24 protein-coding genes and 1 pseudogene are annotated in these 23,019 nt (G+C 70.9%); 14 read left to right on the top strand and 11 right to left on the bottom strand.

Annotated features, from left to right (window positions below; translation table 11 throughout):
• Positions 1 to 7 precede the first annotated feature (7 nt).
• The 3 genes from O7627_RS23865 (at position 8) to O7627_RS23855 (ending at position 3,607) form a co-directional block, all read left to right on the top strand.
• Positions 8 to 1,459: a pyridoxal-dependent decarboxylase gene (locus tag O7627_RS23865; protein ID WP_278095710.1), complete on the top strand. Its 1,452-nt coding sequence runs from the start codon at positions 8 to 10 to the stop codon at positions 1,457 to 1,459.
• 14 nt (positions 1,460 to 1,473) lie between these two features.
• A complete protein-coding gene (locus tag O7627_RS23860; RefSeq protein ID WP_278095709.1) occupies positions 1,474 to 2,700 on the top strand; it encodes an endo-1,4-beta-xylanase in 1,227 nt (408 codons plus the stop codon).
• A gap of 67 nt (positions 2,701 to 2,767) precedes the next feature.
• Positions 2,768 to 3,607 carry an SAM-dependent methyltransferase gene (locus tag O7627_RS23855; protein ID WP_278095708.1) on the top strand — a complete coding sequence of 280 codons (840 nt, stop codon included), beginning with the start codon at positions 2,768 to 2,770 and terminating at the stop codon, positions 3,605 to 3,607.
• A gap of 81 nt (positions 3,608 to 3,688) precedes the next feature.
• Here O7627_RS23855 and O7627_RS23850 read toward each other — a convergent pair whose 3' ends face one another.
• From O7627_RS23850 to O7627_RS23825, 6 genes are all read right to left on the bottom strand, one after another.
• On the bottom strand, positions 3,689 to 4,681 hold the full coding sequence (locus O7627_RS23850; RefSeq protein ID WP_278095707.1) for a hypothetical protein: 993 nt from the start codon (positions 4,679 to 4,681) through the stop codon (positions 3,689 to 3,691).
• On the bottom strand, positions 4,678 to 5,190 hold the full coding sequence (locus O7627_RS23845; protein ID WP_278095706.1) for a sigma-70 family RNA polymerase sigma factor: 513 nt from the start codon (positions 5,188 to 5,190) through the stop codon (positions 4,678 to 4,680). Before O7627_RS23845 ends, O7627_RS23850 begins: the two co-directional genes overlap by 4 nt.
• Before the next feature lie 319 nt (positions 5,191 to 5,509).
• Positions 5,510 to 5,854 (bottom strand): hypothetical protein, encoded by a 345-nt coding sequence (locus tag O7627_RS23840; protein WP_278095705.1) that lies wholly within the window; start codon positions 5,852 to 5,854, stop codon positions 5,510 to 5,512.
• A 35-nt stretch (positions 5,855 to 5,889) separates the two neighbouring features.
• Positions 5,890 to 7,098: a cytochrome P450 gene (locus O7627_RS23835; protein ID WP_278095704.1), complete on the bottom strand. Its 1,209-nt coding sequence runs from the start codon at positions 7,096 to 7,098 to the stop codon at positions 5,890 to 5,892.
• Entirely contained in the window at positions 7,095 to 7,562 is a 468-nt protein-coding gene (locus tag O7627_RS23830) for a hypothetical protein (RefSeq protein ID WP_278095703.1), read from the bottom strand. The genes O7627_RS23835 and O7627_RS23830 overlap by 4 nt, the downstream gene beginning before the upstream one ends.
• Before the next feature lie 10 nt (positions 7,563 to 7,572).
• Positions 7,573 to 9,063 (bottom strand): hypothetical protein, encoded by a 1,491-nt coding sequence (locus tag O7627_RS23825; protein ID WP_278095702.1) that lies wholly within the window; start codon positions 9,061 to 9,063, stop codon positions 7,573 to 7,575.
• A gap of 924 nt (positions 9,064 to 9,987) precedes the next feature.
• On the opposite strand from O7627_RS23825, the gene O7627_RS23820 reads away from it, so the two are divergent.
• Entirely contained in the window at positions 9,988 to 10,122 is a 135-nt protein-coding gene (locus O7627_RS23820) for a hypothetical protein (protein WP_278098570.1), read from the top strand.
• Here O7627_RS23820 and O7627_RS23815 read toward each other — a convergent pair.
• Positions 10,087 to 10,558: pseudogene (locus tag O7627_RS23815) on the bottom strand (DUF4291 domain-containing protein); the annotation flags it as partial. The gene O7627_RS23820 and the pseudogene O7627_RS23815 sit on opposite strands and share 36 nt — an antisense overlap.
• A 266-nt stretch (positions 10,559 to 10,824) precedes the next feature.
• Here O7627_RS23815 and O7627_RS23810 point away from each other — a divergent pair.
• Entirely contained in the window at positions 10,825 to 11,199 is a 375-nt protein-coding gene (locus O7627_RS23810; protein WP_278095701.1) for a hypothetical protein, read from the top strand.
• 262 nt (positions 11,200 to 11,461) lie between these two features.
• Here O7627_RS23810 and O7627_RS23805 read toward each other — a convergent pair whose 3' ends face one another.
• Positions 11,462 to 12,250, bottom strand: coding sequence for a glycoside hydrolase family 11 protein (locus tag O7627_RS23805; protein ID WP_347404669.1), 789 nt, complete (start codon positions 12,248 to 12,250; stop codon positions 11,462 to 11,464).
• Positions 12,251 to 12,397: 147 nt separating this feature from the next.
• Between O7627_RS23805 and O7627_RS23800 the strand changes: the two genes are divergently transcribed.
• Both O7627_RS23800 and O7627_RS23795 read left to right on the top strand, forming a co-directional pair.
• Complete coding sequence (locus tag O7627_RS23800) at positions 12,398 to 12,946, top strand: hypothetical protein (RefSeq protein WP_278095700.1); 549 nt, start codon at positions 12,398 to 12,400, stop codon at positions 12,944 to 12,946.
• Positions 12,947 to 13,160: 214 nt separating this feature from the next.
• Entirely contained in the window at positions 13,161 to 13,391 is a 231-nt protein-coding gene (locus O7627_RS23795) for a hypothetical protein (protein WP_278095699.1), read from the top strand.
• Between the two features lie 60 nt (positions 13,392 to 13,451).
• Here the strand turns inward: O7627_RS23795 and O7627_RS23790 are convergent, their stop codons facing one another.
• Positions 13,452 to 13,658: a hypothetical protein gene (locus O7627_RS23790; protein WP_278095698.1), complete on the bottom strand. Its 207-nt coding sequence runs from the start codon at positions 13,656 to 13,658 to the stop codon at positions 13,452 to 13,454.
• Positions 13,659 to 13,787: 129 nt separating this feature from the next.
• On the opposite strand from O7627_RS23790, the gene O7627_RS23785 reads away from it, so the two are divergent.
• Entirely contained in the window at positions 13,788 to 15,005 is a 1,218-nt protein-coding gene (locus tag O7627_RS23785; protein WP_278095697.1) for a hypothetical protein, read from the top strand.
• Entirely contained in the window at positions 14,998 to 15,255 is a 258-nt protein-coding gene (locus tag O7627_RS23780; RefSeq protein ID WP_278095696.1) for a hypothetical protein, read from the top strand. The genes O7627_RS23785 and O7627_RS23780 overlap by 8 nt, the downstream gene beginning before the upstream one ends.
• 93 nt (positions 15,256 to 15,348) lie before the next feature.
• Here O7627_RS23780 and glnA read toward each other — a convergent pair whose 3' ends face one another.
• A complete protein-coding gene (gene glnA, locus O7627_RS23775) occupies positions 15,349 to 16,773 on the bottom strand; it encodes a type I glutamate--ammonia ligase (protein WP_278095695.1) in 1,425 nt (474 codons plus the stop codon).
• Between the two features lie 185 nt (positions 16,774 to 16,958).
• Here glnA and O7627_RS23770 point away from each other — a divergent pair, with 185 nt between their 5' ends.
• The 3 genes from O7627_RS23770 (at position 16,959) to O7627_RS23760 (ending at position 18,822) form a co-directional block, all read left to right on the top strand.
• Positions 16,959 to 17,339, top strand: a complete 381-nt coding sequence (locus tag O7627_RS23770; protein WP_278095694.1) for an RDD family protein — start codon at positions 16,959 to 16,961, stop codon at positions 17,337 to 17,339.
• 179 nt (positions 17,340 to 17,518) lie between these two features.
• Entirely contained in the window at positions 17,519 to 18,616 is a 1,098-nt protein-coding gene (locus O7627_RS23765) for a LacI family DNA-binding transcriptional regulator (RefSeq protein WP_278095693.1), read from the top strand.
• A 2-nt stretch (positions 18,617 to 18,618) separates the two neighbouring features.
• Positions 18,619 to 18,822: a hypothetical protein gene (locus tag O7627_RS23760; protein WP_278095692.1), complete on the top strand. Its 204-nt coding sequence runs from the start codon at positions 18,619 to 18,621 to the stop codon at positions 18,820 to 18,822.
• A gap of 66 nt (positions 18,823 to 18,888) precedes the next feature.
• Here O7627_RS23760 and O7627_RS23755 read toward each other — a convergent pair whose 3' ends face one another.
• Complete coding sequence (locus tag O7627_RS23755; RefSeq protein ID WP_278095691.1) at positions 18,889 to 19,575, bottom strand: DUF4191 domain-containing protein; 687 nt, start codon at positions 19,573 to 19,575, stop codon at positions 18,889 to 18,891.
• A 183-nt stretch (positions 19,576 to 19,758) separates the two neighbouring features.
• Between O7627_RS23755 and O7627_RS23750 the strand changes: the two genes are divergently transcribed.
• Together O7627_RS23750 and O7627_RS23745 are read left to right on the top strand one after the other, a co-directional pair.
• The gene (locus O7627_RS23750; RefSeq protein ID WP_278095690.1) at positions 19,759 to 19,947 is read left to right on the top strand and encodes a hypothetical protein; all 189 of its coding nucleotides are present in this window, start codon (positions 19,759 to 19,761) and stop codon (positions 19,945 to 19,947) included.
• Between the two features lie 101 nt (positions 19,948 to 20,048).
• Positions 20,049 to 23,015 (top strand): helix-turn-helix transcriptional regulator, encoded by a 2,967-nt coding sequence (locus tag O7627_RS23745; RefSeq protein ID WP_278095689.1) that lies wholly within the window; start codon positions 20,049 to 20,051, stop codon positions 23,013 to 23,015.
• Positions 23,016 to 23,019 lie beyond the last annotated feature (4 nt).

Genomic DNA, 23,019 nt, shown 5'->3' with positions numbered 1-23,019 from the left:
GGAACCCATGAGTGATCCACTGCTCGACCCGGCCACCGCCGAGGTGCTCGGCCGGGTCTACGACACCGCCGTCGACTACCTCGACTCGCTGGCCGACCGGCCCGTGCACGACCCGGCCACCGCGCCGCTGCTGGCCGAACTCGCCGGCGTCCTGCCCGCACGCGGCGACGGCTCGGCCGCCGTCGTCGACCGCCTGCTCCGATTGGGTACGACCACAGCGACGCATTCCGCCGGTCCACGCTTCTTCCACTTCGTCATCGGCGGGGTGACCCCGGCCGCGCTGGCCGCCGACTGGACCGCCTCGCTGCTGGACCAGAACGCCGGCTTCCGGGCCTCGTCGCTGCTCGCCACCGAGTTGGAACGGACCGCACTGCGCTGGCTGCGGGAGCTGTTCGGCCTGCCGGCCGGGTTCGGCGGCGCCCTCGTCGCCAGCGCCACCTTCGCCAACTTCACCTCGCTGGCCTGCGCCACCCACTGGTGGGGTGAGCAGCACGACGTGGACGTGGCCGCCGACGGGCTGGTCGCGCTGCCGAGGATGCCGGTGCTCTCCGGCGGCTACCTGCACGCCAGCGCCCGCAAGGCGTTGCAGATGCTGGGGCACGGCCGGGACACCGTGCAGGTGTTCGCCCGGGACCGGGTCGGCCGGGTGGACCTGCCGGCGCTGGAACGGCGGCTCGCCGAGATCGCCGCCCCGGCCGTGCTGATCGCCAACGCGGGGGAGGTCAACGCTGGCGACTTCGACCCGATCGCAGACCTCGCCGACCTAGCCGAACGCTATGGTGCCTGGCTGCACGTGGACGGCGCGTTCGGCCTGTTCGCGGCGCTGTCGCCGCGTTCCGCCGGGCTGGTGCGGGGGGTCGAGCGGGCCGACTCGATCGCCTGCGACGCGCACAAGTGGCTCAACGTGCCGTACGAGAGCGGGTTCGCCTTCCTGCGCGAGCCGTCCCGGTTGCCGGTGGCGTTCGGGATGCCGGGGGTGCCGTACCTGCCGGGGTCGTCGAGCCCGCTCGCGGGGGATGATCCCGGGGGCGTGGACTACGCGTTGCACGGTCCGGAGTCGTCGCGGCGGTCCCGGGCGATGCCGATCTGGGCGACGCTTGCCGCGTACGGGCGGGACGGTCACCGGGCGATGGTGGAGCGGCACCTGGACCTGGCGCAGCGGCTGGCCGGGTTGGTGGACGCGGCGCCGGAGCTGGAGCGGCTGGCGGAGGTGCCGCTGAACATCGTCTGCTTCCGGGCCCGCCCGGACGGAGTGCCGCCGGACCGGATCGACGAGCTGAACCGGCGGCTCGGCGCCGCGCTGCTCGCCGACGGCCGGGTGTTCGCCGGCACCACCGTCTACGACGGCAAGGTGGCGCTGCGCCCGGCGATCGTCAACTGGCGCACCACCGAGGCCGACATCGACCTGCTGGTGGCGGTGGTCCGCGAACTGACCGCCGACCTGCTCGCGAAGCTCTGACCGAAGGGGAGACCATGCAGCACCGCATCGGCGAGGTCACGCTCACCGTGCTCGGGACGGACGGTCGGCCGCTGGCCGATCGGGTCGTCACGGTCGAGCAGCGGCGGCACGCGTTCGCGTTCGGCAACATCGGGTTCAACTTCGTCGGCCTGGTCGGCGGGCCGGAACCGACCGGGGACGGCGCGGCGGACCTCGACCTCGACCGGTTCGCCGAGCTGTGGCTGGGCCTGTTCAACACGGCCACCCTGCCGTTCTACTGGGGCCGGTACGAGCCGACCCGCGGTGCGACCGACGTCGCCCGCCTCACCGCAACGGCCCGGTGGCTCGCCGAGCGCGGGGTCGTGGTCAAGGGGCATCCGCTGGTGTGGCACACCGTCCAGCCGTCCTGGCTGCTCGGCCTCGGGTTGGACGAGGTGGAACGACTGCTGCGGGAGCGGGTCCGGCAGGTCGTCGGCGGCTTCGCCGGCCTGATCGACACCTGGGACGCGATAAACGAGGCCGTGATCATGCCGGTCTTCGCCAACGGCGAGAATGCCATCACCCCGCTGGCCCGCGACCGCGGGCGGATCGCGATGGTACGGCTGGCATTCGAGGAGGCGCGGGCGGCCAACCCCGCCGCGACGCTGGTACTCAACGACTTCGACCTCAGTTCGGCGTACGAGTGCCTGATCGAGGGGGTCCTGGAGGCCGGTGTCCGGATCGACGCGATCGGCCTGCAGACCCACATGCACCAGGGCTACCGCGGCGAGGAGTACATGGGCGCGATGCTCGACCGGTTCGCCCGCTACGGCCTGCCGCTGCACCTGACCGAGAGCACCCTGGTCTCCGGCCACCTCATGCCGGGCCACATCGAGGACCTCAACGACTACCAGATCCCGCACTGGCCGACGACCCCCGAGGGCGAGGAGCGCCAGGCGGACGAGATCGTCCGGCACTACCGGTCGCTTGTCGCCCACCCGGCGGTGCAGTCGATCAACTACTGGGGCCTGACGGACCGGGGTGCCTGGCTGGGCGCACCCGTCGGCCTCATCCGGGCCGACGGCACCCGCAAGCCGTCGTACGACGCCCTGTCGGCCCTGATCAAGGGGGAGTGGTGGCTGCCGCCGACCGAGATGCGCACCGACGCCGACGGCTCGGTGACGGTACGGGGCTTCCACGGTGACTACGCGGTCGCCGGGACACCGTTCCGCATCAGCCCGGAGGAGAAGACCACGACGGTGACCGTGGGCTCCGCCGACTGACGGAAGACAGTGGACGACCACGGTATGCTGCCCTCCCGGCACCACCGAGCTGACTCTGGAGTCCGCAATGGAGCGAATCGCCGAAAGCACCGAGGATGCCGAGAACGCGGAAGCCGTGGTCCCGGCCGGTGTGGATATGACGGTCCCGAGCGTGGCCCGGGTCTACGACGCGCTGCTGGGCGGCAAGGACAACTTCGCAGTCGACCGGGCCATCCGCGACCGGCTGATGGAGCTCACTCCCGGCGGCGCCAACGTGCCGCTCTACAACCGGGCCGTGCTGGGCCGGGGCGTCCGTTTCATGGCGAGTCAGGGGATCGACCAGTTCATCGACCTCGGCGCCGGACTGCCGACCGTGCAGAACACCCACGAGGTCGCGCAGAGCGTGAATCCGCAGGCCCGGGTCGTCTACGTTGACAATGACCCGATGGTGCTGGCGCACGGCCGTGCGTTGCTGACCAGGAACCAGAACACCACGGTGATCACCGCCGACTTCTGCGAACCCGAGGTGGTGCTCAACCATCCCGAGGTGCGTAGTCTGATCGATCTCGATCGGCCGGTCGGGTTGCTCATGGTGGCCGTACTCCATCACCTCGACGACTCGCAGCACCCGGGCCAACTCGTCGCCCGCTATCGGGACGCCCTCGCGTCCGGCAGCTACCTGTTCATCACCCACTTCATCGACGGCGGCGAGGAGACCGCCGAGATCGAGCGGGTGATGATCGGTGACCTGGGCAGCGGACGATTCCGCAGCTTCGACGAAGTCCGTGGCTTTCTCACCGGTACGGAGCTGGTGGAGCCGGGCGTCGTCTACAACCCGCTCTGGCGTCCGGACCCGACCGATGTCGTACCGGACCCGATGACCTTCGCCGGAAAGATCATCGGCGCCGGAATGGGCCGCAAGCCCTGATCTTCGGTCCAGTGACCTGTAGGCGCGGTCCGTGCGCGCCGCCCAGGGGTGCGGACGGCGCGCACGGCGCTGGTTTGAGAGTCAGAACCTGCCGGCGCTGATGTCGGCCACCTTCACCCGGAAGACCTTGGAGGTCGCCCCGAAGGAGGTGCCGGTCTCCGGGGAGTTCACCTGGGAACTGATCGGTACCCCGCTCCGGGCGTTGATGGTCAGCACCTGTTCGGTGTCGTCCCCCCACACCTTCGCGGTGATGGTCAGGGTGGGCTGCCCGCCGGTCGTCGAGTCCACGACGGTGACGTCGGGGATCGTGGAGATCAGGCGAAGCACACCCGCCCGTACCTTCGGGTCGCCTCCGCCGGCGGAGAGCACGTCCACGCTGTTGATCCAGACACGGTTGTCGGCCATCTCCTCCCGCTCCTCGTCGGTGAGCGGCGGCGGGCTCGCGACCCCCTTCCGCCGGAGGAACTCGATCCGGTCCTGCTCGGCGTCGGCGGGAGGCTTCCCCTCGTCGTACACGGAGTTGATCATTTGTTCCCGGGCCGTGGCGAGGTCACCGGTTGCCGCGTACCGCGCCGCCGCCAACCCACGGGTGTGGAAGCCGTTGCCGAGGTTCTCGCCCCGAGCGATCACCCGTGGGAGTTCGTTCCTGTCCTCCGTGTAGTAGTACTCGCCGCTGTCGGTGTACAGGTGGTACCGGGTGCGAGAGGGCATGGTGCCCTGACGGACGTCGACCTTCTCGACGATCAGCGACGCGTCACCCGGCAGCGGGGCGTTGTGCGTGGTCAGGTTGGCTGCCAGGGACACGAGCCTGGTGTCGCCTGCCGATGCCGGGGCGGCGACCCCGGCCTGATCGTCCTGGCCGGTGGGAGCCGGGGCGGTGCCGGATCCGGTGGCCATTGGCAGGACCAGCGCGAGCGCGGCCACGGCCGCGACGCCACCGCCGGCGGCCAAGCCGACGACACGGCGCCTGCGCCGCCGGGCTCGGCCGCGTTGCTCGATCGCCTCGACCGGGCGATCCATCCGTACGTCGGAAAGGGTCTGCTTCACCGCGTTCCACACCTCATCGTCATTCATGATCGAATCTCCTCATGGACCGCGGGCGCGAGCTGCGCCCGCAGGGTTGCGGTGGCACGGGACAGATGGACCGCCACGGTCTGGGGCGAGATGCCCAACACCGTGGCCACGGACCTGGTGTCCAGGTCGAGCCAGATGCGTAGCACGACCACCTCACGCTGCCGCTGGGGCAGCCGGCGTACGGCGGCCAGCAGGGCGTCGTCCGGGCCGAGGTCGTCCTCGACGACGGAGGTCCCCTCGTGGCCGTCGAGGGCCACCTCCCGGCGGCGGCGCCGCCACCAGGACACCCGGACGTTGAGGGCGGTGCGCACCACCCACGCCGCCGGTGCCGGGTGCCGGCTCAGCTGTGGCCAGGAGGCCCAGGCCCGCGCGAACGCCTCAGCGACCAGATCCTCGGCCAGCGCGCGATCGCCCGTACCAGCCAGTACGGCACGCAGGCAGTTGTCCCGGAAGCGCTGATAGAAGTCCGCGAAGTCCGTCCGTTCTCGTTCCACACGGGGTTCACGCATCAGCACTCCGATCCATTTACCGCCCGGAAGGAATTTTCGTTGATCATGGGGCAGGCGGTGACAGGGGGTGACCTGCCGACCAGGACCCGACCCAGACCGAGACCATGCACCGGCTCGACGGCACCCACTACCGGGCGCGAGCCACGATGCCGCTCGCCTGGGTCCTCAACACCACCCCCTCCGAACACGCCCTCGACCGACTGACTTCCATGATCCCGGAGAGTTCCGGTTGTTCGCGGTCACCAAGCCCTTCGCGATCATGGCGCGCCTGAAGTGATGGACCCCTGGCGCTCACGGCTCTGCCGGGGTCGAACCTCGTTCACCTGGTCTCGATGTATTCGAATACTGCGCCGTCGGGGTTCCTCGCGATCAGCCGGACGCCGTTCGGGGCGGGGTTGGGTCCGTCCAGGATGTCGCCGCCGGCCTCGGTGATGTCGCGGATCACCGGGCCCAGGTCGTTCACCAGCAACGTGGCCACCCGATTGTTGTACCGTACCGCGTGCGGACCGGACAGCAGCAGGAACGGGCCGATGCTGGCCAGTTCCACGTCGGCAAAGGTGAACCGCTGCACCTCCGTCGCACCCGAAAGGGCCTGGTACAAGGGAATGGCCGCGTCGAGGTCGGGTACCACGACCCGGGCCAGCACTGCGGTGATGTTCGGCATTCATCGCCTCCGGGCAACGGTGAAGAGATTCTGCGTTACCAGGCAACCGGCAACGAATGGACGCCATACGTGACATTGGATCGCCGATACGACACGTCCTCGAACGGGACAGCCAGTCGTAACTCCGGGAACCTGCGCAGCAGGGCCGGAAACGCCAGGTGCATCTCCAGGCGGGCCAGCGGGACACCGACGCAATAGTGCACGCCGTGGCCGTAGGCCAGGTGGGTACGAGGTTCCCGGTTGAAGTCGAGCCGATCGGGGTCCGGGAACCTCGATTCATCCCGGTTGGCGGAGGGGATCGCCACCAGCACCTGCTCGCCCTCTCTGATCAGGGTTCCGTTGACCGTCACATCGGCGGTGGCGGTCCTGATCTCTCCATGGTTGGGAATCGATACGTACCGGACGAGTTCGTCGACCGCGCGCTCGACAATGTGCGGATCGTCGCGCAGCAACGCCAGTTGTTCGGGATGGCGCAACAGTGCGAGGGTACCGATGCCGAGCATGTTCGCGGTCGTCTCGTGCCCGGCGACCAGCAGCAGGTTGCCGACACCGACCAGCTCCTGATCGGTGACGGAGGCCCCGTGCTCCTGGATGATCCGACCCAGCACGTTGTCGCCGGGCTGCTTCCTGTTGTGCTCGACGAGTTCGCGCATTCCGGCACGTAGCGCGTTCCGGGCCGGGATCAGCGTCTCCAGGCTGGACATCACGTCGGTCATGATCCGGGTGTAGCCGGCGAAGTCGAAGTCCTGCGGTACGCCCAGCATCTCGCAGATCACCGTCGACGGCACCGGCAGCGCGAACTCCTTGACCAGGTCGACCGGCGATCCGACGGCGGCCATCGCATCGAGGTGGTGCTCGACGATGGCCTCGACCCGGGGCCGAAGTTGCGCCATCCGTTGCGCACTGAACTCCCCGGTGACCAACTGACGCAGCCGGGTGTGTTCCGGTGGGTCACATTCGATGAACGTGCCAGGCTGCTGGTCCTGCAACTCCTCGGCGAGCGTACGGTTGCCCGGCTCAGGCAGGACGATCCCCAGCGGGGTGAGCGCGCTGCTGAACCGGCGGTCGCCGAGGATCTCCCGGCCGTCGTCGAACCGGGTGACCAGCCACACCACGTGCCCGCCGTTGATGGTTATCCGGGTGATCGGTTCCTGCGCGCGCAGCCGGCTCATCTCCGGGTCGGGACTGAACGGGCAGCCGGCATCGCGCCGGTACGGCAGGGGAAGCGTGTCGCTCTGCGTCACGATGCCGGCCCCTCCGGATCGCCGGACGGCACGTGGGAGACCCACTCGCAGCTGCGCTCGCCGAGCTCGTGCTCGACCGTGACAGCGAGGTGGTTGGCGGTCCGGTGATGCAGGTCGACACAGAACTCGCAGGGTCGCTTGAGAGTCAGCTGTACGCCCTGCTGCTGGGCTCGCTCCCGGTAGTCATAGATGCCACAGCGGCGCACGGTGAGCCGGGATCGGTCGGGTGTCTCCGTACGGCTGGTGTCCGAACCGTAGACCTCGAGCATGGACTCCAGGCCGGTCAGCAGATCGCGAGCCTGACCGGCGGCGTCGGGCACCCGCCGGCGGGCGGCTTCGGCGTTGATACTCGCGACATGCTCGGTCCACTGTGGCAGGCCGTCCACCCCCATGAACCGTTCGATCGCGGCCTGCGTACGGAAGTAGACACCCAGCACGAATTGGGCCTTGTCCGCCTCGGACATCGGGCTCCGGTCAGATTCCATCGACGGTGATCCTCAATCTCGAAGGGTCAGGAGGTTGAGTCCTTTCCGGTTCGGTGAGCGCGCCGCCGGGGTGGGCCGGGCGCAGACCGGTGGACGCCGCCACCTGCTGGAGGGTTTGTCGTAGCGCCGCTTCGACCGGCGCCGGAAGCCCGCGCCACGTCCGGGCGTCGTCCAGGTCCAGTACGCGCGACAGCTTCCAGCCGACGTAGGAACCCATCGATGCCAGTGGTGGGAGCGCGTCCACGACGCCGATCCCGAAGCGCCGCCCCGCGAAGGACGAGCCGAGACGATCGGTCGTGGCCGCGATCCACGGGGCACTCGGTGGCCGGTCGGTGGTCACCAGGCAGACCACCTCGTGGCCGCGGACGACCAGCATGTAGTCGAGGACGATCGGTCCTCCGCCGACGCCGGACCACAGTTCGGCCTCGAAGTCCTCCTGCCGGGTGCTGACGCCGCCGAACATGATCACGTCCTGTCGCCGGCCGAGCGTACGCATCACCGGCAGCGCGAGACCGCAGGGGCAGGGTTCGCCTGTCGTCTGGACCAGGTCACCGGTCCGGTAGCGCACCAGCGGCCGGGCCGGCAGATCCAGGGTGGTGACGACCAGTTCGCCGCTGTCCGGCCCCCCGTCCACCAGCCGGGTACCCCGTTCGTCGTACAGTTCCAGCAGGTAACTCTGCAACTGCAGATGCAGGCGTCCGCGCTCGCAGGTCACCGCCGTGGTACCGGTCTCGGATGAGCCGTAGGAGGCGACGTACGCGGTCGCTCCGGTCAGCTGTTCCAGGTGCCGTAGCAGGTGGTCGCCGGTCTGCTCGGCCATCAGCAGCAGCCGGTCGAAGCGCGGCGGCGGCGTGCCGTTGCGGACCGCGAAGTGCACCAGCTCCAGCAGGCGCGAGGCCGTACCCACGTACACATTGGCGGGCAGGTCCGCGGCCAGCCGGAGCACTCGGGTGTAGTCGCCGGTGACGTTGTCGACCCACAGCCGCATCGACAGGACCCCGAGATATTCCAGGACCTTTTCGAACTGGTAACCGGCAGGAGCGAAAGGACCATTGATCAGGATCAGCGCCGCGTCCGACGGGTCGAGAATCCGGCCCCACATCTCGCCGATGTTCATCGTGTTGACAACCAGGTCGTCGACGGCCTTCGGCGCGGCCACCGGGTCGCCGGTCGTACCCGAGGATTCGTAATAGTGCAGGAAACCGGCCATCTGTCGGGTGAACGCGTCACGAGACCGGGCGCGCAGCTCTCCACGGTCGAGCAACGGCACGCTGGACAACAGCTTGGTGAGCACCACATCAGCTGGCAGCGCACGGGCCTCGGCGAGCGTACGGTCGTCGCGCCAGGCCCGCAACGACTCGGCATGGAGCCTCGAGTGAGCCGCGACAGCGAGCGTGTCGAGCAGCTTCCGCGCCTGCAGCGCGCTCAGATCGTCCGTACCGGCGTGGACGGCTCTGACGGTGCGCAGATGGGACTCCATAAGGCTCATGTGACGAGCGCGAAGGACCTCGTCACGCACGAGTAACACGGCGTCTCCTCAGATCCGCCGGCACGTACAGGGCGTCGCGAGGCGGAAACGGTGGGCGTGATGGCATCTCCCGGAGATTGCTCCGGCGACGGGAAACACGATGACTCCGCCGACCAGGAGGTCGCGTCGCCAACCTGATCCGCCGCGTTGAGACGGACCATGAGCGGGGCAACCGAAGAACCCGCGGAGTGGGCCGCACGTATCGTGACGGGCGCCGCACCGCTGCCCGCGATCAGCGGTGCGTTCGACTTCCGCCACTCCGGCCGAAAACTGTCACTCGTGTTCTGCGCACGTACGTGGTTCTTCCGTCGTCTTGTGCGCCGACTCGCGGGCCCAACGCCTCGGCTCGCCAGCACAGGGTATGCGTCTCGTGCCGGCAGCCGACCGACCGTACCGCTGTGGACCGGCCCAGGTCTGCTGGGCAGTCGGCGAAGCATTCACCCCAGGCATGCTTGCCATCACCGCATGCATCCCGATGACGTCGACCGGTGCGTAGTCCGCCCGCACCAGCAGGGCGACCTCGATACGGCGCTGTTCGTCAGACATGGCCTTGGACTATCAGGTTCGTCATAACCCGAACACTAGGCCCGATTCCGCCCTGTCTCGTCGTACCACGGTGCCATCCTCGGGAAGGAGGCAATACCGCGGTACGACTGCGGACCGCCGTTCGACATCCGCACGGAGAACCAAGGCCCGTCGCAGCTGGGCCCGAAGTCACGCCCACGAAAGTCCGTCGGCGATGGACGGGCTGTCCTGGCCGGTGCCGTCGTGCTGGCCACCGCCGGGAGAAGGTGCCGGGCGGCGCAGAGGGCCTGCTGCACCGATAGGTGACATCTGGGATGGCTTGCCCGGTGGGTGGCCTGGAAGGATGCTGCGGTGCTCGGGCCGGAGAACGAGGTCCTGCGCCGGGCCGCTGCGTACCTGTCGCAGGCGCATTGCTGGGAAAGGCTCTACCCGCTCGTGAGCGAGCTGGTCGCTGGCGTCGAGGCGGATGTTGACGTGCGCCGGTAGTGGGTAGACATGCTCGACGGGTAGGTGGGCTGCTGCCGTGTGTTCGTCGTTGACGCGGAGGAGATCCCGGATGCGCGCGACGGTGGGAGTGATGTCCGTGACCGCGACTGTCCAGTCGTCGACGTACCGGTCGACAGCCTCGCCGGACAACCCGACCTGCAGCGATCGGTCAGGCTCGGGACAAGGCCCACTCGAAGCCCTGCCGGGTGATGTCGATGGCCAGGACGTGCTCCTGCCCGGGCTTGGTGGCCCAACCGCAGCGGTACGTCATCCACAGGAAGGACGGCTTGATCCAGGTCATCCGTTCCCTCTTGAAGGGGGCCACGAAGCGGCCGGCCGCCACCGCCGGGAGCGCGATCTGCGGCGGGTACGCCTGGTACACGGTGATCGTGTCGGTCGAGTAGCGGGCACGGATCTGACGGGCGGGAACGGACACGCCTCGATCCTTACCGATCGGGCCTCGACCGCTCCACCGCAAATTCGGCGCCTACGCCAGTCTCGGACCGCGCGATCTGGTCAACTGGGCGTTTCGTCACTGTCGTGGGGAGCCTTGGTAGTGGTCTCTATCGCCCGAGGCGCCGCGGGTGCGACGATGACCGGAACTCGTCACGGAGGACCGTCATGGCTCCCACTCCTGAGAGACTGGCCGGCGCGGACCGGCGCCGGGCCCACCGTAGCGCCGCTCTGCACGGCGTGGCGGTCGTGGTCTTCGGCCTGATGGCCTGGACCGGCGTCAACGGGATTGGCGTCGGCGCCCAGGCGCTGGGCGTACCGATGCTCATCACGGGCGCAGCAGGCGCGACCGGCGCGCTGATCGTCGTCTGGTCGGTGCTGCGGCCCGACCTGACCGATGGCCAGCGCCCACCGGCCCGGTCGAACGTGCAGCGCGTCGCGCGTATCGGGATGGCGGTGGCCGCCGTGGCGACGGTGGCGATCGGGGTCGGGCTTGCCCCGGGCGGATGGGAACGGGGCTTCGTCATCACGGTGAATATCGCCATCGGCGGCCTACTGGCCGTCTTCGCCCTACTCGCCGGCGAACCGGCACGCAGGCGGGACGAGGATCGACCGCAACATTGATCCTCCGATTCTGTCGCGCTCGGACTGTTGTCGGTTCTTCAGCAACGCTGGGCGATGAACACGAACTCGCTACCCGACGGTCCGGCGCCTCCCGCAGGTCACGGACGAGGTAGCCGCTGGCTGCCAGGCTCGACTCGATTTCGCCGCGGGCGCGGAACAGAAGGGTCGAGTCCTCGGCGCTACTGGCGCGGAGCCCCTTGCAGCCCGAATAGCCCTGCGTTTCGCCCCGGTGTTAGCCGTAGGGGTGCCGTTGAGGGTTTGGTCACCCGATAGTCTCCGCCGTGCTCGGCGCCGGAGTCGACGGCTCCGGTCCGGAAGTGCTGGCGCTCGGCTGTGGGCCCAAGACCTCGCTCACGGTGATGGTGGAATTGCCGCTGCTCTGGTAGGCCTCGGTGGCCAGGATCTGGTAGTGGTGCGTGCCCAGTTGCAGACCGGACTGCCCCCACGCGTCGAAGTGGTTGCCGACGGTGATTGTGCCGCCGACGCGCTTCTGCCGCCGGACGCTCCAGTACTGGTAAAAGGTCGCGATGCCGTCGATCGACGGCTGGTTCACCCGCAGAGTGCGGTAGATGTCGTAGGTGCCGCCGTCGCTCTGGATCGTCCCGAGCCGGCTGGCGCCGGCGGTGGGAATCAGGGTTCCGAACGTCTCGACCACGTAGTACTCGATCAGCGGGTTGCGGGTCCAGCCGTACAGTGCCAGCCAGCCGTTTCCGTTGCTGCGCCAGGTGCCGGAGTAGGCGATCACGCGGCGGGCGCCGGGGTTCCAGCCCTTGCCCACGATCGTGTTGTTGGTGCCGTTGGTCCACTGGACCCGGTAGTTACCGGCGGCGCCCAGCGTCATCGTGACGTTGCCGGTGTCCTTCCAGTACGAGTAGAAGTATCCGTTGTGCCTGCCCTGCTCGTTGGCGGTGACGGTCCGGTCCTCTTCGGCGTGGGCGGTTCCGGCCACGGTCACCGCGGTCACGGCCAGCACGACGGCGCAGGCGCCACCGAGCAGCAGCCGCCCTCGGCCACCCCACTGGCGCAGCGGCCTGACGGAAATCTCGGTCATCTGCACTCCTGCCTCGGTGGCCGACCAATGTGGAAGCCGGAAAGCCAACCCAGCGACAAGGGTCGATGTCTGGGGATGAGTCACAGTATTCGGTTGAGTCCGCGACCGTGTCAATGACTTTCGGAGATTCCCGGAAATTTCGGTCGGGTGTCACCGCAGGCCACCGCCGAGGCGATCGAGCCGAGCATGACGAGGTCTGGTCAGGATCAGGTGGCGGTCTGGGGATGGCTGAACCTGGGCGCCGCAGCCGCAGCGACCCGGAACAACCGGATAGATGTGGCGACCGACGCGCTGCGGAGAGCCCGCGCGGCTGGGCACGTCGCCGCCGGTTACGTCTCGCCGCAGGTCGCCCACTGGACGTCCTTCACCCCCGCCGTCGTGGCCATGCGGGACGTCGAGCTGGCGATGGTGACCGGGGACGCCGGACGAGCCCTCCAGACCGCCCGTTTGGTGCCATCCGGCGCCCGACCGGCCGTCACCTACCAGCGGTTCCAACTGGATGTCGTCGCCGCCGCCCTGGAGCGCCGCCGCGCCGACGAGGCACTCGCGATTCTGCTGAGTCTGCGAGAGTCCGCATCGGGCTGGCTACGGCACCAGCGGTATGCCAGGACGTTGACGGGTCGCCTGTTGCATCGTCGCGCCCGTGCCGTCTCGCCGGAACTGCGTGAGCTGGCGGACTTCCTCGACGTCGCCTGACCAGGGGAGATGCCCCAGGCTGGGTCACTTCTGGCAGTTCACGATGACGATCTGTCACTACCTGCACATGTACGGGTGCCGAAGGTGATGCCACTGTCATGTCCGGACGTCGCGCGTGGTCCGCTCCCGCCGGGCGCCGCGTCCGCTGCACGGGTGCGGCGGTCGGCTGACAAGGGGTCTCGGCCGCCGCACCCCCTTCGGCCAGGAGGTGCCTGTGGAATCGTGGCAGTCGGTCGTGGTGACGTCGGCCCTGGCTCGGGTGACGGTGAATCTGACCGAGTCTGCCGGGCGGGCCCTGACGGTGCTCGCTCCCGGAGTGGGCAAGACGGCTGCGATCTGCCGGGCGCTGCGGCTGGCGGCTGCGGTGCGGGACCTGGCGGACGAAAGCGGGGTGGTCACCGTCCTCGGTCCAGGGCGCTCGCGGACCAAGATCGTCGTCCTGTAGTGGGTGCCCGAGACGCGACCCGGGCGAATTCGCCTCGCTGGTCGCGGCACGGTGGGAGCGCTATGTCTCGGCGGAGTCGCCGCGTTGATGCGGGCGGTGCTCCCTGATCCAGGCGGCTACCTCGGCGCGCTTCCAGACCCGGACCCGACCGGAGGCGACCACGGCAAGCGGCGCCGGGAAGGTCTTGTAGTTCGTGACCTCGGTGGCGCGGGTGCGCGAGACGCCACCCAGCATCTCTTGGATCTCCGCCAACGCGACCAGGTCCATGTGCCAAGGCTATGAACGTGAACCGGGTAAACATGTACGTACTGCAAGGTGTACCCGGTTAACGTTGACACCCGTACACGTGTAGAGGGATGCTGTTCGGCAAGGGAGGGCGATCGTGAGGCGGTTCGGATGACATTGATCGGGGACGACTGCGACGAGGGAGACCGGACCGACGCGGTTCGTTCCCTGGAACGGGGCGTGGACGAGGTGCGGCAGGCGTACGCGCGGTTGGTGCTGAATCTGGAGCGGGCGCGGGCGGTGACGGACGGGTCGAAGAATCCGCTGCCGGCGCGGGCGCTGCGGCACTGGACGGCCGCGCTGGAGCTGGCCGAGCGGACCCAGCGCTGGCTGAGCGGTGGGGTGGCCGAGCTGCGGCGAGGGCCGGACGGCCCGCCGGGCGCCATCGACGACGTGCTCACCGCGCTGGTCCGGGCCACCGATGGGGTACGCGCCAGCGCCGCCAACCTCATCCAGCTCCGGCACCGCCTCGACACCGCGACCACCGGGGCGCCGACCGGGGCGCCGACCCGGCTGCGGGGCGGGGCCGGGGCGCTCGACGAGCTGACCGCCAGGATGCAGCAGGGCTGCGCGGCGCTGTCCGCGTACACGAATGTGGTTTCGGGGTTGGACGTGCGGGCGGGGCGGACCGCGCGGGCCGTAGCGTTGGCGCAGGCGAGCTGGCATCCGCCCGACTGCGTCGGGGTGGGCGCGAAACTGGCGGGTCGGCTGGTCGGTGCGGCTGGGCGCCGGCCGCACGATCCGCCGGTACCGGCGCACCTGCGGGTGCCGGCGGTGCGCCGCGCGGCCTGGCGGACGGTCCTCGGCATCGGATCCGCGAGCCGCCTGCCGCCGACCACCGACGCCGGCTTCCTCCACCACAGCCTGCGGACCCTGCTCACCCTCACCAGCGGAAACCCCATCCGGTACGCCGCCCGCGTCGAGCGTTACCGCCGGGCCGGGGTGCTCGGCTACTACGCCGACGCCCTGGCCGCCGCGCTTGTCGTCGCCGTGGACCGGCGGCTGGCCCCCGGCCGGGACGCGGCGACGGTTCGGCGGCTCGCCGCCCGGCTGCACGCCCGCTACGACGGCGGGACCGGAGATGTGCCGGCGGAGGTCGGCGGTGGGCTGCTGCGGGCCGCGCTCGGCGCCGCGCCCGCCCCGGCCGCCGGTACCGTCCGGCTGACCCTGGTGCAGACGCTGCTGGTGGTGGACCTGCTCGGCGACGAACCGCTGCGCCGCCGGGACCGGGCCGACTTCCGGTCGGAGGCGGTCGAGCTGGCCTCGGCGCTCGGCCCGGCCCGGCTGCGGGCCGAGCCGACCACTCGGGAACGGTACTGCGATGGCTGACCGTCCCGAGCCGGCTGACCTTCCGGAGCCGGCTGACCACCCCGAGCCGGCAGGCTGGCCGGCAGAGCCCGGCGACGAGGTGTTGCATGCTCTTGCCGCCGAGCGTGACGAGCTCCACCGGCTGCTCGGGGCGGCCCGGGGCGAGGCGGATCGGCTCCGGACGGCGCTGCGGCGCTGGCAGGTCCGGCACGGCCACTGCCTGCGGCGTGGCCCAGCCAACCAGGGCCACTGGGGCAGTGTGCCCTGGTGACCCGGCCACGGCTCCGCGGCCACGGAAAGCGGCGAGCCGCCGACCGCGCCCTGGTGGGGCGGTCGGCGGCTCGCCGATGAACGCAGCCGTGCTCTACACGTTGTAGTACATCTCGAACTCGTGCGGGGTGGGGCGCAGGCGGATCGGGTCGACCTCGTTGGTGCGCTTCCACTCCACCCAGGTGCTGATCAGGTCCGGCGTGAAGACGCCGCCCTCCAGCAGGAAGTCGTGGTCGGCCTCCAGCGAGTCCAGCACCTCCGGCAGGGTGCCCGGCACCTGCTTGACCGAGCTCCACTCCTCCGGCGGCAGGTCGTAGAGGTCCTTGTCGATCGGGGTCGGCGGCTCGATCTTGCTCTTGATGCCGTCCAGGCCGGCCATCATCATCGCCGAGAAGGCGAGGTAGACGTTGGCCGACGGGTCCGGCACCCGGAACTCGACCCGCTTGGCCTTGGCGTTGCTGCCGGTGACCGGGATGCGGGTGCAGGCCGAGCGGTTGCGCTGCGAGTAGACCAGGTTGACCGGGGCCTCGTAGCCCGGCACCAGCCGGCGGTACGAGTTGACGGTCGGGTTGGTGAAGGCCAGCAGCGACGGGGCGTGGTGCAGCAGGCCGCCGATGTACCAGCGGGCGGTGTCGGACAGCCCCGCGTAGCCGGTCTCGTCGTAGAAGAGCGGCTCACCGTTGAGCCAGAGGCTCTGGTGGGTGTGCATGCCGGAGCCGTTGTCGCCGAAGAGCGGCTTGGGCATGAAGGTCGCGGTCTTGCCGGCCGCCCAGGCGGTGTTCTTCACGATGTACTTGAAGAGCTGGAGCTGGTCGCCGGCGTGCAACAGGGTCGAGAACTTGTAGTTGATCTCGGCCTGGCCGGCGGTGCCGACCTCGTGGTGTGAACGCTCGACGGTGAAGCCGGTGTCGATCATCTTGCGGACGATCTGGTCGCGCAGGTCGGCGTAGTGGTCGACCGGCGGCACCGGGAAGTAGCCGCCCTTGTAGGCGGTCTTGTAGCCGCGGTTGCCGCCCTCCTCCTCGCGGCCGGTGTTCCAGGCGCCCTCGATCGAGTCGATGTAGTAGTACGCCTGGTGCGCCGACGTCTCGTGCCGGATCGAGTCGAAGATGTAGAACTCCGCCTCGGGCCCGAAGTACGCGGTGTCGGCGATGCCACTGGCGGCGAGGTAGGCCTCGGCCTTCTTGGCGACGTTGCGCGGGTCCCGCGAGTACGCCTCGCGGGTGAACGGGTCGTGGATGAAGAAGTTGAGGGCCAGCGTCTTCTCGGTCCGGAACGGGTCGATGAAGGCGGTGGCGACGTCGGGAAGCAGCAGCATGTCCGACTCGTGGATCGCCTGGAAGCCACGGATCGAGGATCCGTCGAAGGCGAGACCGTCGGTGAAGACACTGTCGTCGAATGACTCGACCGGCAGGTTGAAGTGCTGCATCACGCCGGGCAGGTCACAAAATCGAACATCGACGAACTTGACGTCCTCGTCGCTGAGGTATCGCAGGAGTTCCTCGGGATTGGCGAACACACATCCTCCTGGGCACGTCCACGGTGGCTGGGCTGGTGGCGACGCTATGGCCACGGGGTTGCCCGAGCGTATCTCTGATGTTTCCGCCGTGTTACGTCATTGGCGGAGCGTGATCGGGTCTCGCCGCGACCACGCGGATGACGTCGGTGCGGGGCGTCTGCGATCGACCGATACCCTCACGTGTCGTGGCGAAAGAGTACGCGAACCCGGACCCGCCGAGCCTCGCGCGCCGGTTCGGCGCGCTGATGATCGACTGGGTGCTCTGCCTCTTCGTCGCGATGCTCTTCAGCGACCCGCTCCGCGACGGCTGGGCGCCGGTGCTGGTGTTGATCCTGGCCTACGGCTTCTTCATCGGCCTGTTCGGCCAGACGCCGGGGATGCGGCTGACCGGCCTGGCCTGCGTGGGACATCCCGACGGCGGGCGGATCGGGGTGCTCCGGGCGCTGCTGCGCGGCCTGCTGCTCAGCCTGGTCGTGCCGGCCCTGATCATGGACGACCGGCGGCGGGGCCTGCACGACCGCGCGGCCGGGTCGGTGATCGTGGTAGCCAGCCGGCCCAGCGCCTGAGCCCCGAGCCCAGCGCCGCCTGAGCGCCGCGCGGCGGCGCCGGAGCCGAGCCTGCCAACACCGGGGGCCGCTGGATCGATTCAGAATACCCTCGCCAACTCCCTTGTTCTGGATCGATCCAGCGACTACTGTATCGATCCAGGGCACCTCTGGATCGATACAGGAGCGAGGGGAACACCGTGCCGACGAAACCGACTCTGCAGACCGTCGCCGACGCGGTCGGCGTCTCGCGGAGCACGGTCTCCAACGCGTACAGCCGTCCCGACCAGCTCTCCCCGGCGCTGCGCGAGCGGATCCACGAGGCGGCCCGGCGGCTCGGCTACTCCGGCCCCGACCCGGCGGCCCGCTCGCTGCGCAGCGGCCGGGCCGGCGCCATCGGCGTGCTCTTCACCGCCGACCTGCCCTACGCCTTCACCGACCCGTACGCGGTGCAGTTCCTGCGCGGGCTGGCCGAGTCCGCGCAGCGGCACGGCACCGGCCTGCTGCTGGTGCCGATTCCCGACGAGGACGAGCAGGCGGCGGTGGGGACGGTCCGCAACGCCGTGGTGGACGGATTCTGCGTCTACTGCGTACCCGGATCACACGGCGCGTTGGCCGCGATCCGGTCGCGTGGGCTGCCGATGGTGATCGCCGAGCAGCCGAGCGCGGTCGGGCCGGAGGCCATGTTCGTCGGCATCGACGAGCAGGCCGCCGCCCGCCGGGCGGCCGGGCACGTGGCCACCCTCGGCCACCGCCGGGTCGCGGTGATCTCCGACTTCCTGCTGCCCGGCCGAGCCGACGGACCGGTCACCCTGGCCGGTCCGGAGGAGATCGGGTACGACGTCACCCGCGCCCGGGCCGGCGGCTTCCGCGACGCGCTCGCCGAGGTGGGCGTTGCCTGGTCCGACATGATCACGGTGCACGCGGCGGCGAACAGCCGCGAACACGGCGCGCTGGCCGCCTCGTACGCCCTCGACCGGGCCGACCGGCCGACCGCCATCCTCGCCGTGACCGACCTGCTCGCCCTCGGTGCGCTCGACGCGGTCCTGGCCCGTGGCCTGCGACCCGGCCGGGACATCTCGGTGACCGGCTTCGACGACATCCCCGAGGCCGCCGCGGCCGGCCTCACCACGATCCGGCAACCGGCCGTGGAGAAGGGCGTCCGGGCCGGTGAACTCCTGCTCGACCCGCCGGCCGACCCGACCGCCCGGCAGGTGCTGCTCCCCACCGAACTGGTCGTCCGGGCCTCCACCGGCCCGGCCCCCGCCGCACTCGACGGACTCGACGGAAGGAAATGATCATGGATCCGCTCGGCTTCAACCTCGCGATGGATGCCACCCTGCGGCACGTGCTGTCGGCCCGACCCGACGCGCCCGTCCGCCCCGATCCACCGCGCCGGTCCCGCGACACCGCAGCGCTGCGCCGGTCCGCGGCCGGTCTGCTGCGGCGCGCCGCCGACCGGCTCGAACCGCGCCGCCCGGCCCCGGTCCGCCCCTGCACCTAGCGCATCCGCCGCCGTCTGGACGGATCGCGGTCCGGTTCGGATCACGATCCGCAGCGGCCCGGTCGGTCAGCGGCGGCCCTGGCGGAAGGTCGCCTTGTTCGGTCGCAGGTTCTTCGGGATCGCGCCCTTGGGCATCTGCGGCCGGGCCGACAACGCCTTGAGCCGCTTGTCCAGCGCGTTGACGTCCTTGCCGCTCAGCGCCCGGGGCAGCCGCATCAACGTCATCCGCATCTTGCGGATGGGCAGCTCGCCCTCACCCTGGCCGATCAGGAAGTCGTGCAGCGGGGCGCTGCCGATCACCTTCGCCAGCCGGCGCTTCTCCTGGCCGAGCAGGCCCCGCACCCGCTGCGGATTGCCCTCGGCGAGCAGGATCACGCCGGCCCGGCCGATCACCAGGTGGACCATGTCCATCTGGGTGGTGGAGCTGACCGCCGGGGTCACCCGCCAGTCACCCCGCATGTTCTCCAGGATCGAGGCGGCCGCGCCCGGCTGACCCTCGGCGGCGTTCATCATCGCCTTGTTCGACCGCAGGTTCAGCACGATCAGCAGGCCGAGCAGGGCGAGCAGGATGCCGATCGGCAGCCACAGCCAACCCCAGGCCAGCACCGCCACCACGGTCAGCGCGAGCGGGATGAGGACGGCACCGGCGGCGAGCGGCACAAACCACTTGTCGCGTTTGGCGGTGAACGAGAAGACCATCCCGATCTGCTTCAGCCGCTGGCCGAACGACACCTTCTCCTGGGGCTTTGCCATGCGCCGAAGTCTAGTGGTCGCCGCCCAACCCCGGCTAAGGACCTTACGGCCCGCCGGCCCTCGCCAGGGCTCCGGTAAGGAGGGTGCCGACGGCGAAGATAGGCAGCCTGCCCATCCCGGGTCGGGGGCCTTCCCGAGCAGAGTCGGTTCTGCCAGCGAGAACCGACGACGAGGGAGCCACCGATGCTCATCCAGGACGCCCAGACCATGCTCTCCATCCAGCGTACGCACGTCGACGAACTGCGGGCGCGGGCCGCCGCCGACCGGCTGTCCCGGTCCGTCCCGCGCCGCGCCGGCCGCCGCTGGCCACGGCTCTGGCCGCGCCGGCGGCCCGCCGGCGGCCCCGGCCGGAGCGCGGCCGCGCTGTCGTGACGACGCCGGTCGAGCGCGGCGGTGGGTGGCCGCTCGGGGGGTCACCCACCGCCGCGAAACGCGGTACCGACGCCACCGCGGACCGTGGCATGCTCGATCTCGTGACCGTTCGGGCGACCAGCAACGTCCTCGTCGGCCGGCAGAGCGAACTGGCCGCGTTGCGGGAGGCGTACAAGCGGGTCCGCGGCGACGAGCCGGCGGCCGTGCTGCTCGGCGGTGAGGCCGGGGTCGGCAAGTCCCGCCTGATCGAGGAGTTCGGCCGGCAGGTGGTCGCCGACGGCGGCCGGCTGCTCGTCGGCCAGTGCCTCGAACTGGGCGAGGAGGGCCTGCCGTTCGCGCCGTTCGCCGCCGCGCTGCGCGAGGTGCTGCGCCGCGACGGCCCGGGCCCCTTCCAGGGGTACGAGCCCGAACTCGCCCGGCTGCTGCCCGAGCTGGCCCGGGTCCCCGCCGCCTCGGCCGACCCGACACCCGTACCGGTGCGGGGGATGGCCCAGATCGCCCCCGACGTGCAGCGCGGCTACCTGTTCGAGCTGGTCGGGGAGCTCTTCGCCCGGCTCGCCGCGCAGCGCCCCCTGGTGCTTGTCATCGAGGACCTGCACTGGGCCGACCGGTCCACCCGGGACCTGGTCGCCTTCCTGGTCCGCGCGGTCCGGCCGGCCGGCGTGCTGCTGATCTGCAGCTACCGCTCGGACGAACTGCACCGCGGCCACCCGCTGCGGCCGTTCCTCGCCGAGCTGGACCGCGCCCGCGGCCTGGAACGCGTCGAGCTGAACCGGCTCGACCGGGAGGGCACCGCCGAGATCCTGGCCGACCTGATCGGCGCCGAACCCCACCCACGCGCCGTCGACAGCATCCACGACCGGACCCAGGGCAACCCGTTCTTCGTGGAGGAGCTCGCCGCGGCCAGCGACCCGGTCGGCTGCGCGGCGCTGCCCGACACGCTGCGGGACCTGCTGCTGGCCCGGGTCGACCGGCTGCCCGACGCCGCCCAGCGGGTGCTGCGGATCGCCGGTGCCGGCGGCACCCGGATCGCCCACGACCTGCTCGCCGAGGTCGCCGAGGTGCCACCGGTGGAGCTGGAGGAGGCGCTGCGGGCGGCCGTCGCCGCCCAGCTGGTGATCGCCGACCCGGACGGCGGGTACGAGTTCCGGCACGCCCTGGTCCGCGAGGCGGTGCACGACGACCTGCTGCCCGGCGAGCACGCCCGGCTGCACGCCCGCTACGCGGTCGCCATCGAGGCGCAGCCGCAGCTGGTCGCCGCCGGCCGGGCACCCGCCGAACTGGCCCACCACTGGTACGCCGCCCACGACTACCCGCGCGCGCTGGTCGCCGCCCGGGCCGCCGCCGCGGCGGCCGGCGCCAGGTTCGCGTACGCGGAGCAGAGCCGGCTGCTGGAACGGGCGCTGGAACTGTGGGAACAGGTGCCGGACGCGGCCGCCCGGCTGGGCCTGGACCACCTGGGACTGTTGGCGGAGACGCTGGCCGCCGCGCACGCCGCCGGCGACTACCACCGGGCCGTCACGCTGACCCGGGCGGCGCTGGCCGAGGTGGACGCCGACGCCGAACCGCTGCGGACGGCCGAGCTGCTGGAGCAGCGGGGCCGGCTGATGCGGCTGCTCGGCAAGAACTCCGGGCTGGACGAGCTGCGGCGGGCGTACCGGCTCGCGGCCGGCGTCCCGGACGGCCCCCGCCGGGTCCAGTTGCTCGCCCAGATCGGCTCCTGCCTGTCCTGGTCCGAGCCGGCCGAGGGGTTGCGGATCGCCGACGAGGCGCTGGCCGCCGCCGAGCGGCTCGGCGACCCGGAAACGCTGCTCGCCGCGACGCTGCTGCGCGGCAAGATCCGCAGCTGCCGGGTGGAGGTCACCGAAGGCCTGGCCGAGCTGCGCCGGGCCGAGCAGTTGGCCCGCGCCGCCGACGACCTGCCGAGCCTGGTCAGCGCCCGGGTCAGCATCTCCGACGCGCTCTTCGAACTGGGCCGGTACGCCGAGAGCGCGCAGGCCGCCGCCGACGGCGCCGCCGACGCGATGCGGGTGGGCCTGAGCCGGTCCACCGGCGCGTTTCTCTTCTCCAACCAGGCCGAGGCGCTGATGGCGCTCGGCCGCTGGGACGAGGCCGACACGCTCTGCGCCGAGGCGGCCCGGCTGGACCTGCCCGGCAGCCTCGGCCTGCACTGGCTGCAACTGCGCGCCGCGCTCCGGCTGGCCCGGGGCCACCCGGGCGCCGCCGAGCTGGTCCGGCGGGCACTGGGCTTCCTCGGCCGGCCCTACCTGGACGGGCAGCTGCGGGTCCCGCTGCACGAGCTGCGGATCGAGGCGGGGCTGGCCGGCGACGACCTGGCCGGGGCGGTGGCCGCCGCGTACGCGGCTCTGGACGTGCGGGCCGGCGCGGTCGACACCGACGGCGAGGTGCCGGCCGCGCCGGGGGCCGCCGCCGACGGCCTCGACGAGAATCCGCGGTGCGGCTGGCCGCTGCTGGCCGCTGCCGCCCGGGCCGCCGTGGCCGCCGGCGAGCAGCCGTTGCGTGACCGGATCCGGTCGGTGGCCGCCACCCTGCCGGCCCGTCACCCGGCCGCGAAGGCGCACGCCCAGGTGGTGACGGCGTTGCTGGCCGACCCGGCCGAGGCGCTGCCGCACTGGCGGGCCGCGGTGACAGCCTGGCGGGCCGACGGCCAGCCGTACCCGCTGGCGCGGGCGCTGCTCGGGCTCGCCGAGGCCAGCGCGGCGGCCGGCGACCGGCCGGCCGCCGGCACCGCGGTCGACGAGGCGACCGCGGTGGCGGCCGGGCTGGGCGCGACCCCGCTCGTCGAGCAGGCCGCCACCCTGGCCCGCCGGATCGGGCTACGCGGCGTGCGGCGGGACGGGGCGAACGGCGAGCTGCTCACCGCGCGGGAGCGGGAGGTGCTGGCCCTGGTCGCCGAGGGGTACAGCAACAGCCGGATCGCCGACCGGCTCTACATCTCCCCGAAGACGGCCAGCGTGCACGTCACCCGGATCATCGCCAAGCTCGGCGTCGGGAACCGGGTCGAGGCGGCGGCGGTGGCCAGACGCCTGGGTCTGCTGGACGGCTGAGCCC

The organism is Solwaraspora sp. WMMD1047, from assembly GCF_029626155.1.
GTDB lineage: Bacteria > Actinomycetota > Actinomycetes > Mycobacteriales > Micromonosporaceae > WMMD1047.
This window is presented reverse-complemented; position numbering and strand designations above follow the sequence as displayed.

Excerpts from the sequence above, each read along its gene's own strand:
- O7627_RS23865 (WP_278095710.1), top strand. The coding sequence starts at position 8 with ATGAGTGATCCACTGCTCGACCCGGCCACCGCCGAGGTGCTCGGCCGG.
- O7627_RS23860 (WP_278095709.1), top strand. The coding sequence starts at position 1,474 with ATGCAGCACCGCATCGGCGAGGTCACGCTCACCGTGCTCGGGACGGAC.
- O7627_RS23855 (WP_278095708.1), top strand. The coding sequence starts at position 2,768 with ATGGAGCGAATCGCCGAAAGCACCGAGGATGCCGAGAACGCGGAAGCC.
- O7627_RS23850 (WP_278095707.1), bottom strand. The coding sequence starts at position 4,681 with ATGAATGACGATGAGGTGTGGAACGCGGTGAAGCAGACCCTTTCCGAC.
- O7627_RS23845 (WP_278095706.1), bottom strand. The coding sequence starts at position 5,190 with ATGCGTGAACCCCGTGTGGAACGAGAACGGACGGACTTCGCGGACTTC.
- O7627_RS23840 (WP_278095705.1), bottom strand. The coding sequence starts at position 5,854 with ATGCCGAACATCACCGCAGTGCTGGCCCGGGTCGTGGTACCCGACCTC.
- O7627_RS23830 (WP_278095703.1), bottom strand. The coding sequence starts at position 7,562 with ATGTCCGAGGCGGACAAGGCCCAATTCGTGCTGGGTGTCTACTTCCGT.
- O7627_RS23825 (WP_278095702.1), bottom strand. The coding sequence starts at position 9,063 with ATGGAGTCCCATCTGCGCACCGTCAGAGCCGTCCACGCCGGTACGGAC.
- O7627_RS23805 (WP_347404669.1), bottom strand. The coding sequence starts at position 12,250 with ATGACCGAGATTTCCGTCAGGCCGCTGCGCCAGTGGGGTGGCCGAGGG.
- O7627_RS23790 (WP_278095698.1), bottom strand. The coding sequence starts at position 13,658 with ATGGACCTGGTCGCGTTGGCGGAGATCCAAGAGATGCTGGGTGGCGTC.
- O7627_RS23785 (WP_278095697.1), top strand. The coding sequence starts at position 13,788 with ATGACATTGATCGGGGACGACTGCGACGAGGGAGACCGGACCGACGCG.
- O7627_RS23780 (WP_278095696.1), top strand. The coding sequence starts at position 14,998 with ATGGCTGACCGTCCCGAGCCGGCTGACCTTCCGGAGCCGGCTGACCAC.
- O7627_RS23760 (WP_278095692.1), top strand. The coding sequence starts at position 18,619 with ATGGATCCGCTCGGCTTCAACCTCGCGATGGATGCCACCCTGCGGCAC.
- O7627_RS23755 (WP_278095691.1), bottom strand. The coding sequence starts at position 19,575 with ATGGCAAAGCCCCAGGAGAAGGTGTCGTTCGGCCAGCGGCTGAAGCAG.
- O7627_RS23750 (WP_278095690.1), top strand. The coding sequence starts at position 19,759 with ATGCTCATCCAGGACGCCCAGACCATGCTCTCCATCCAGCGTACGCAC.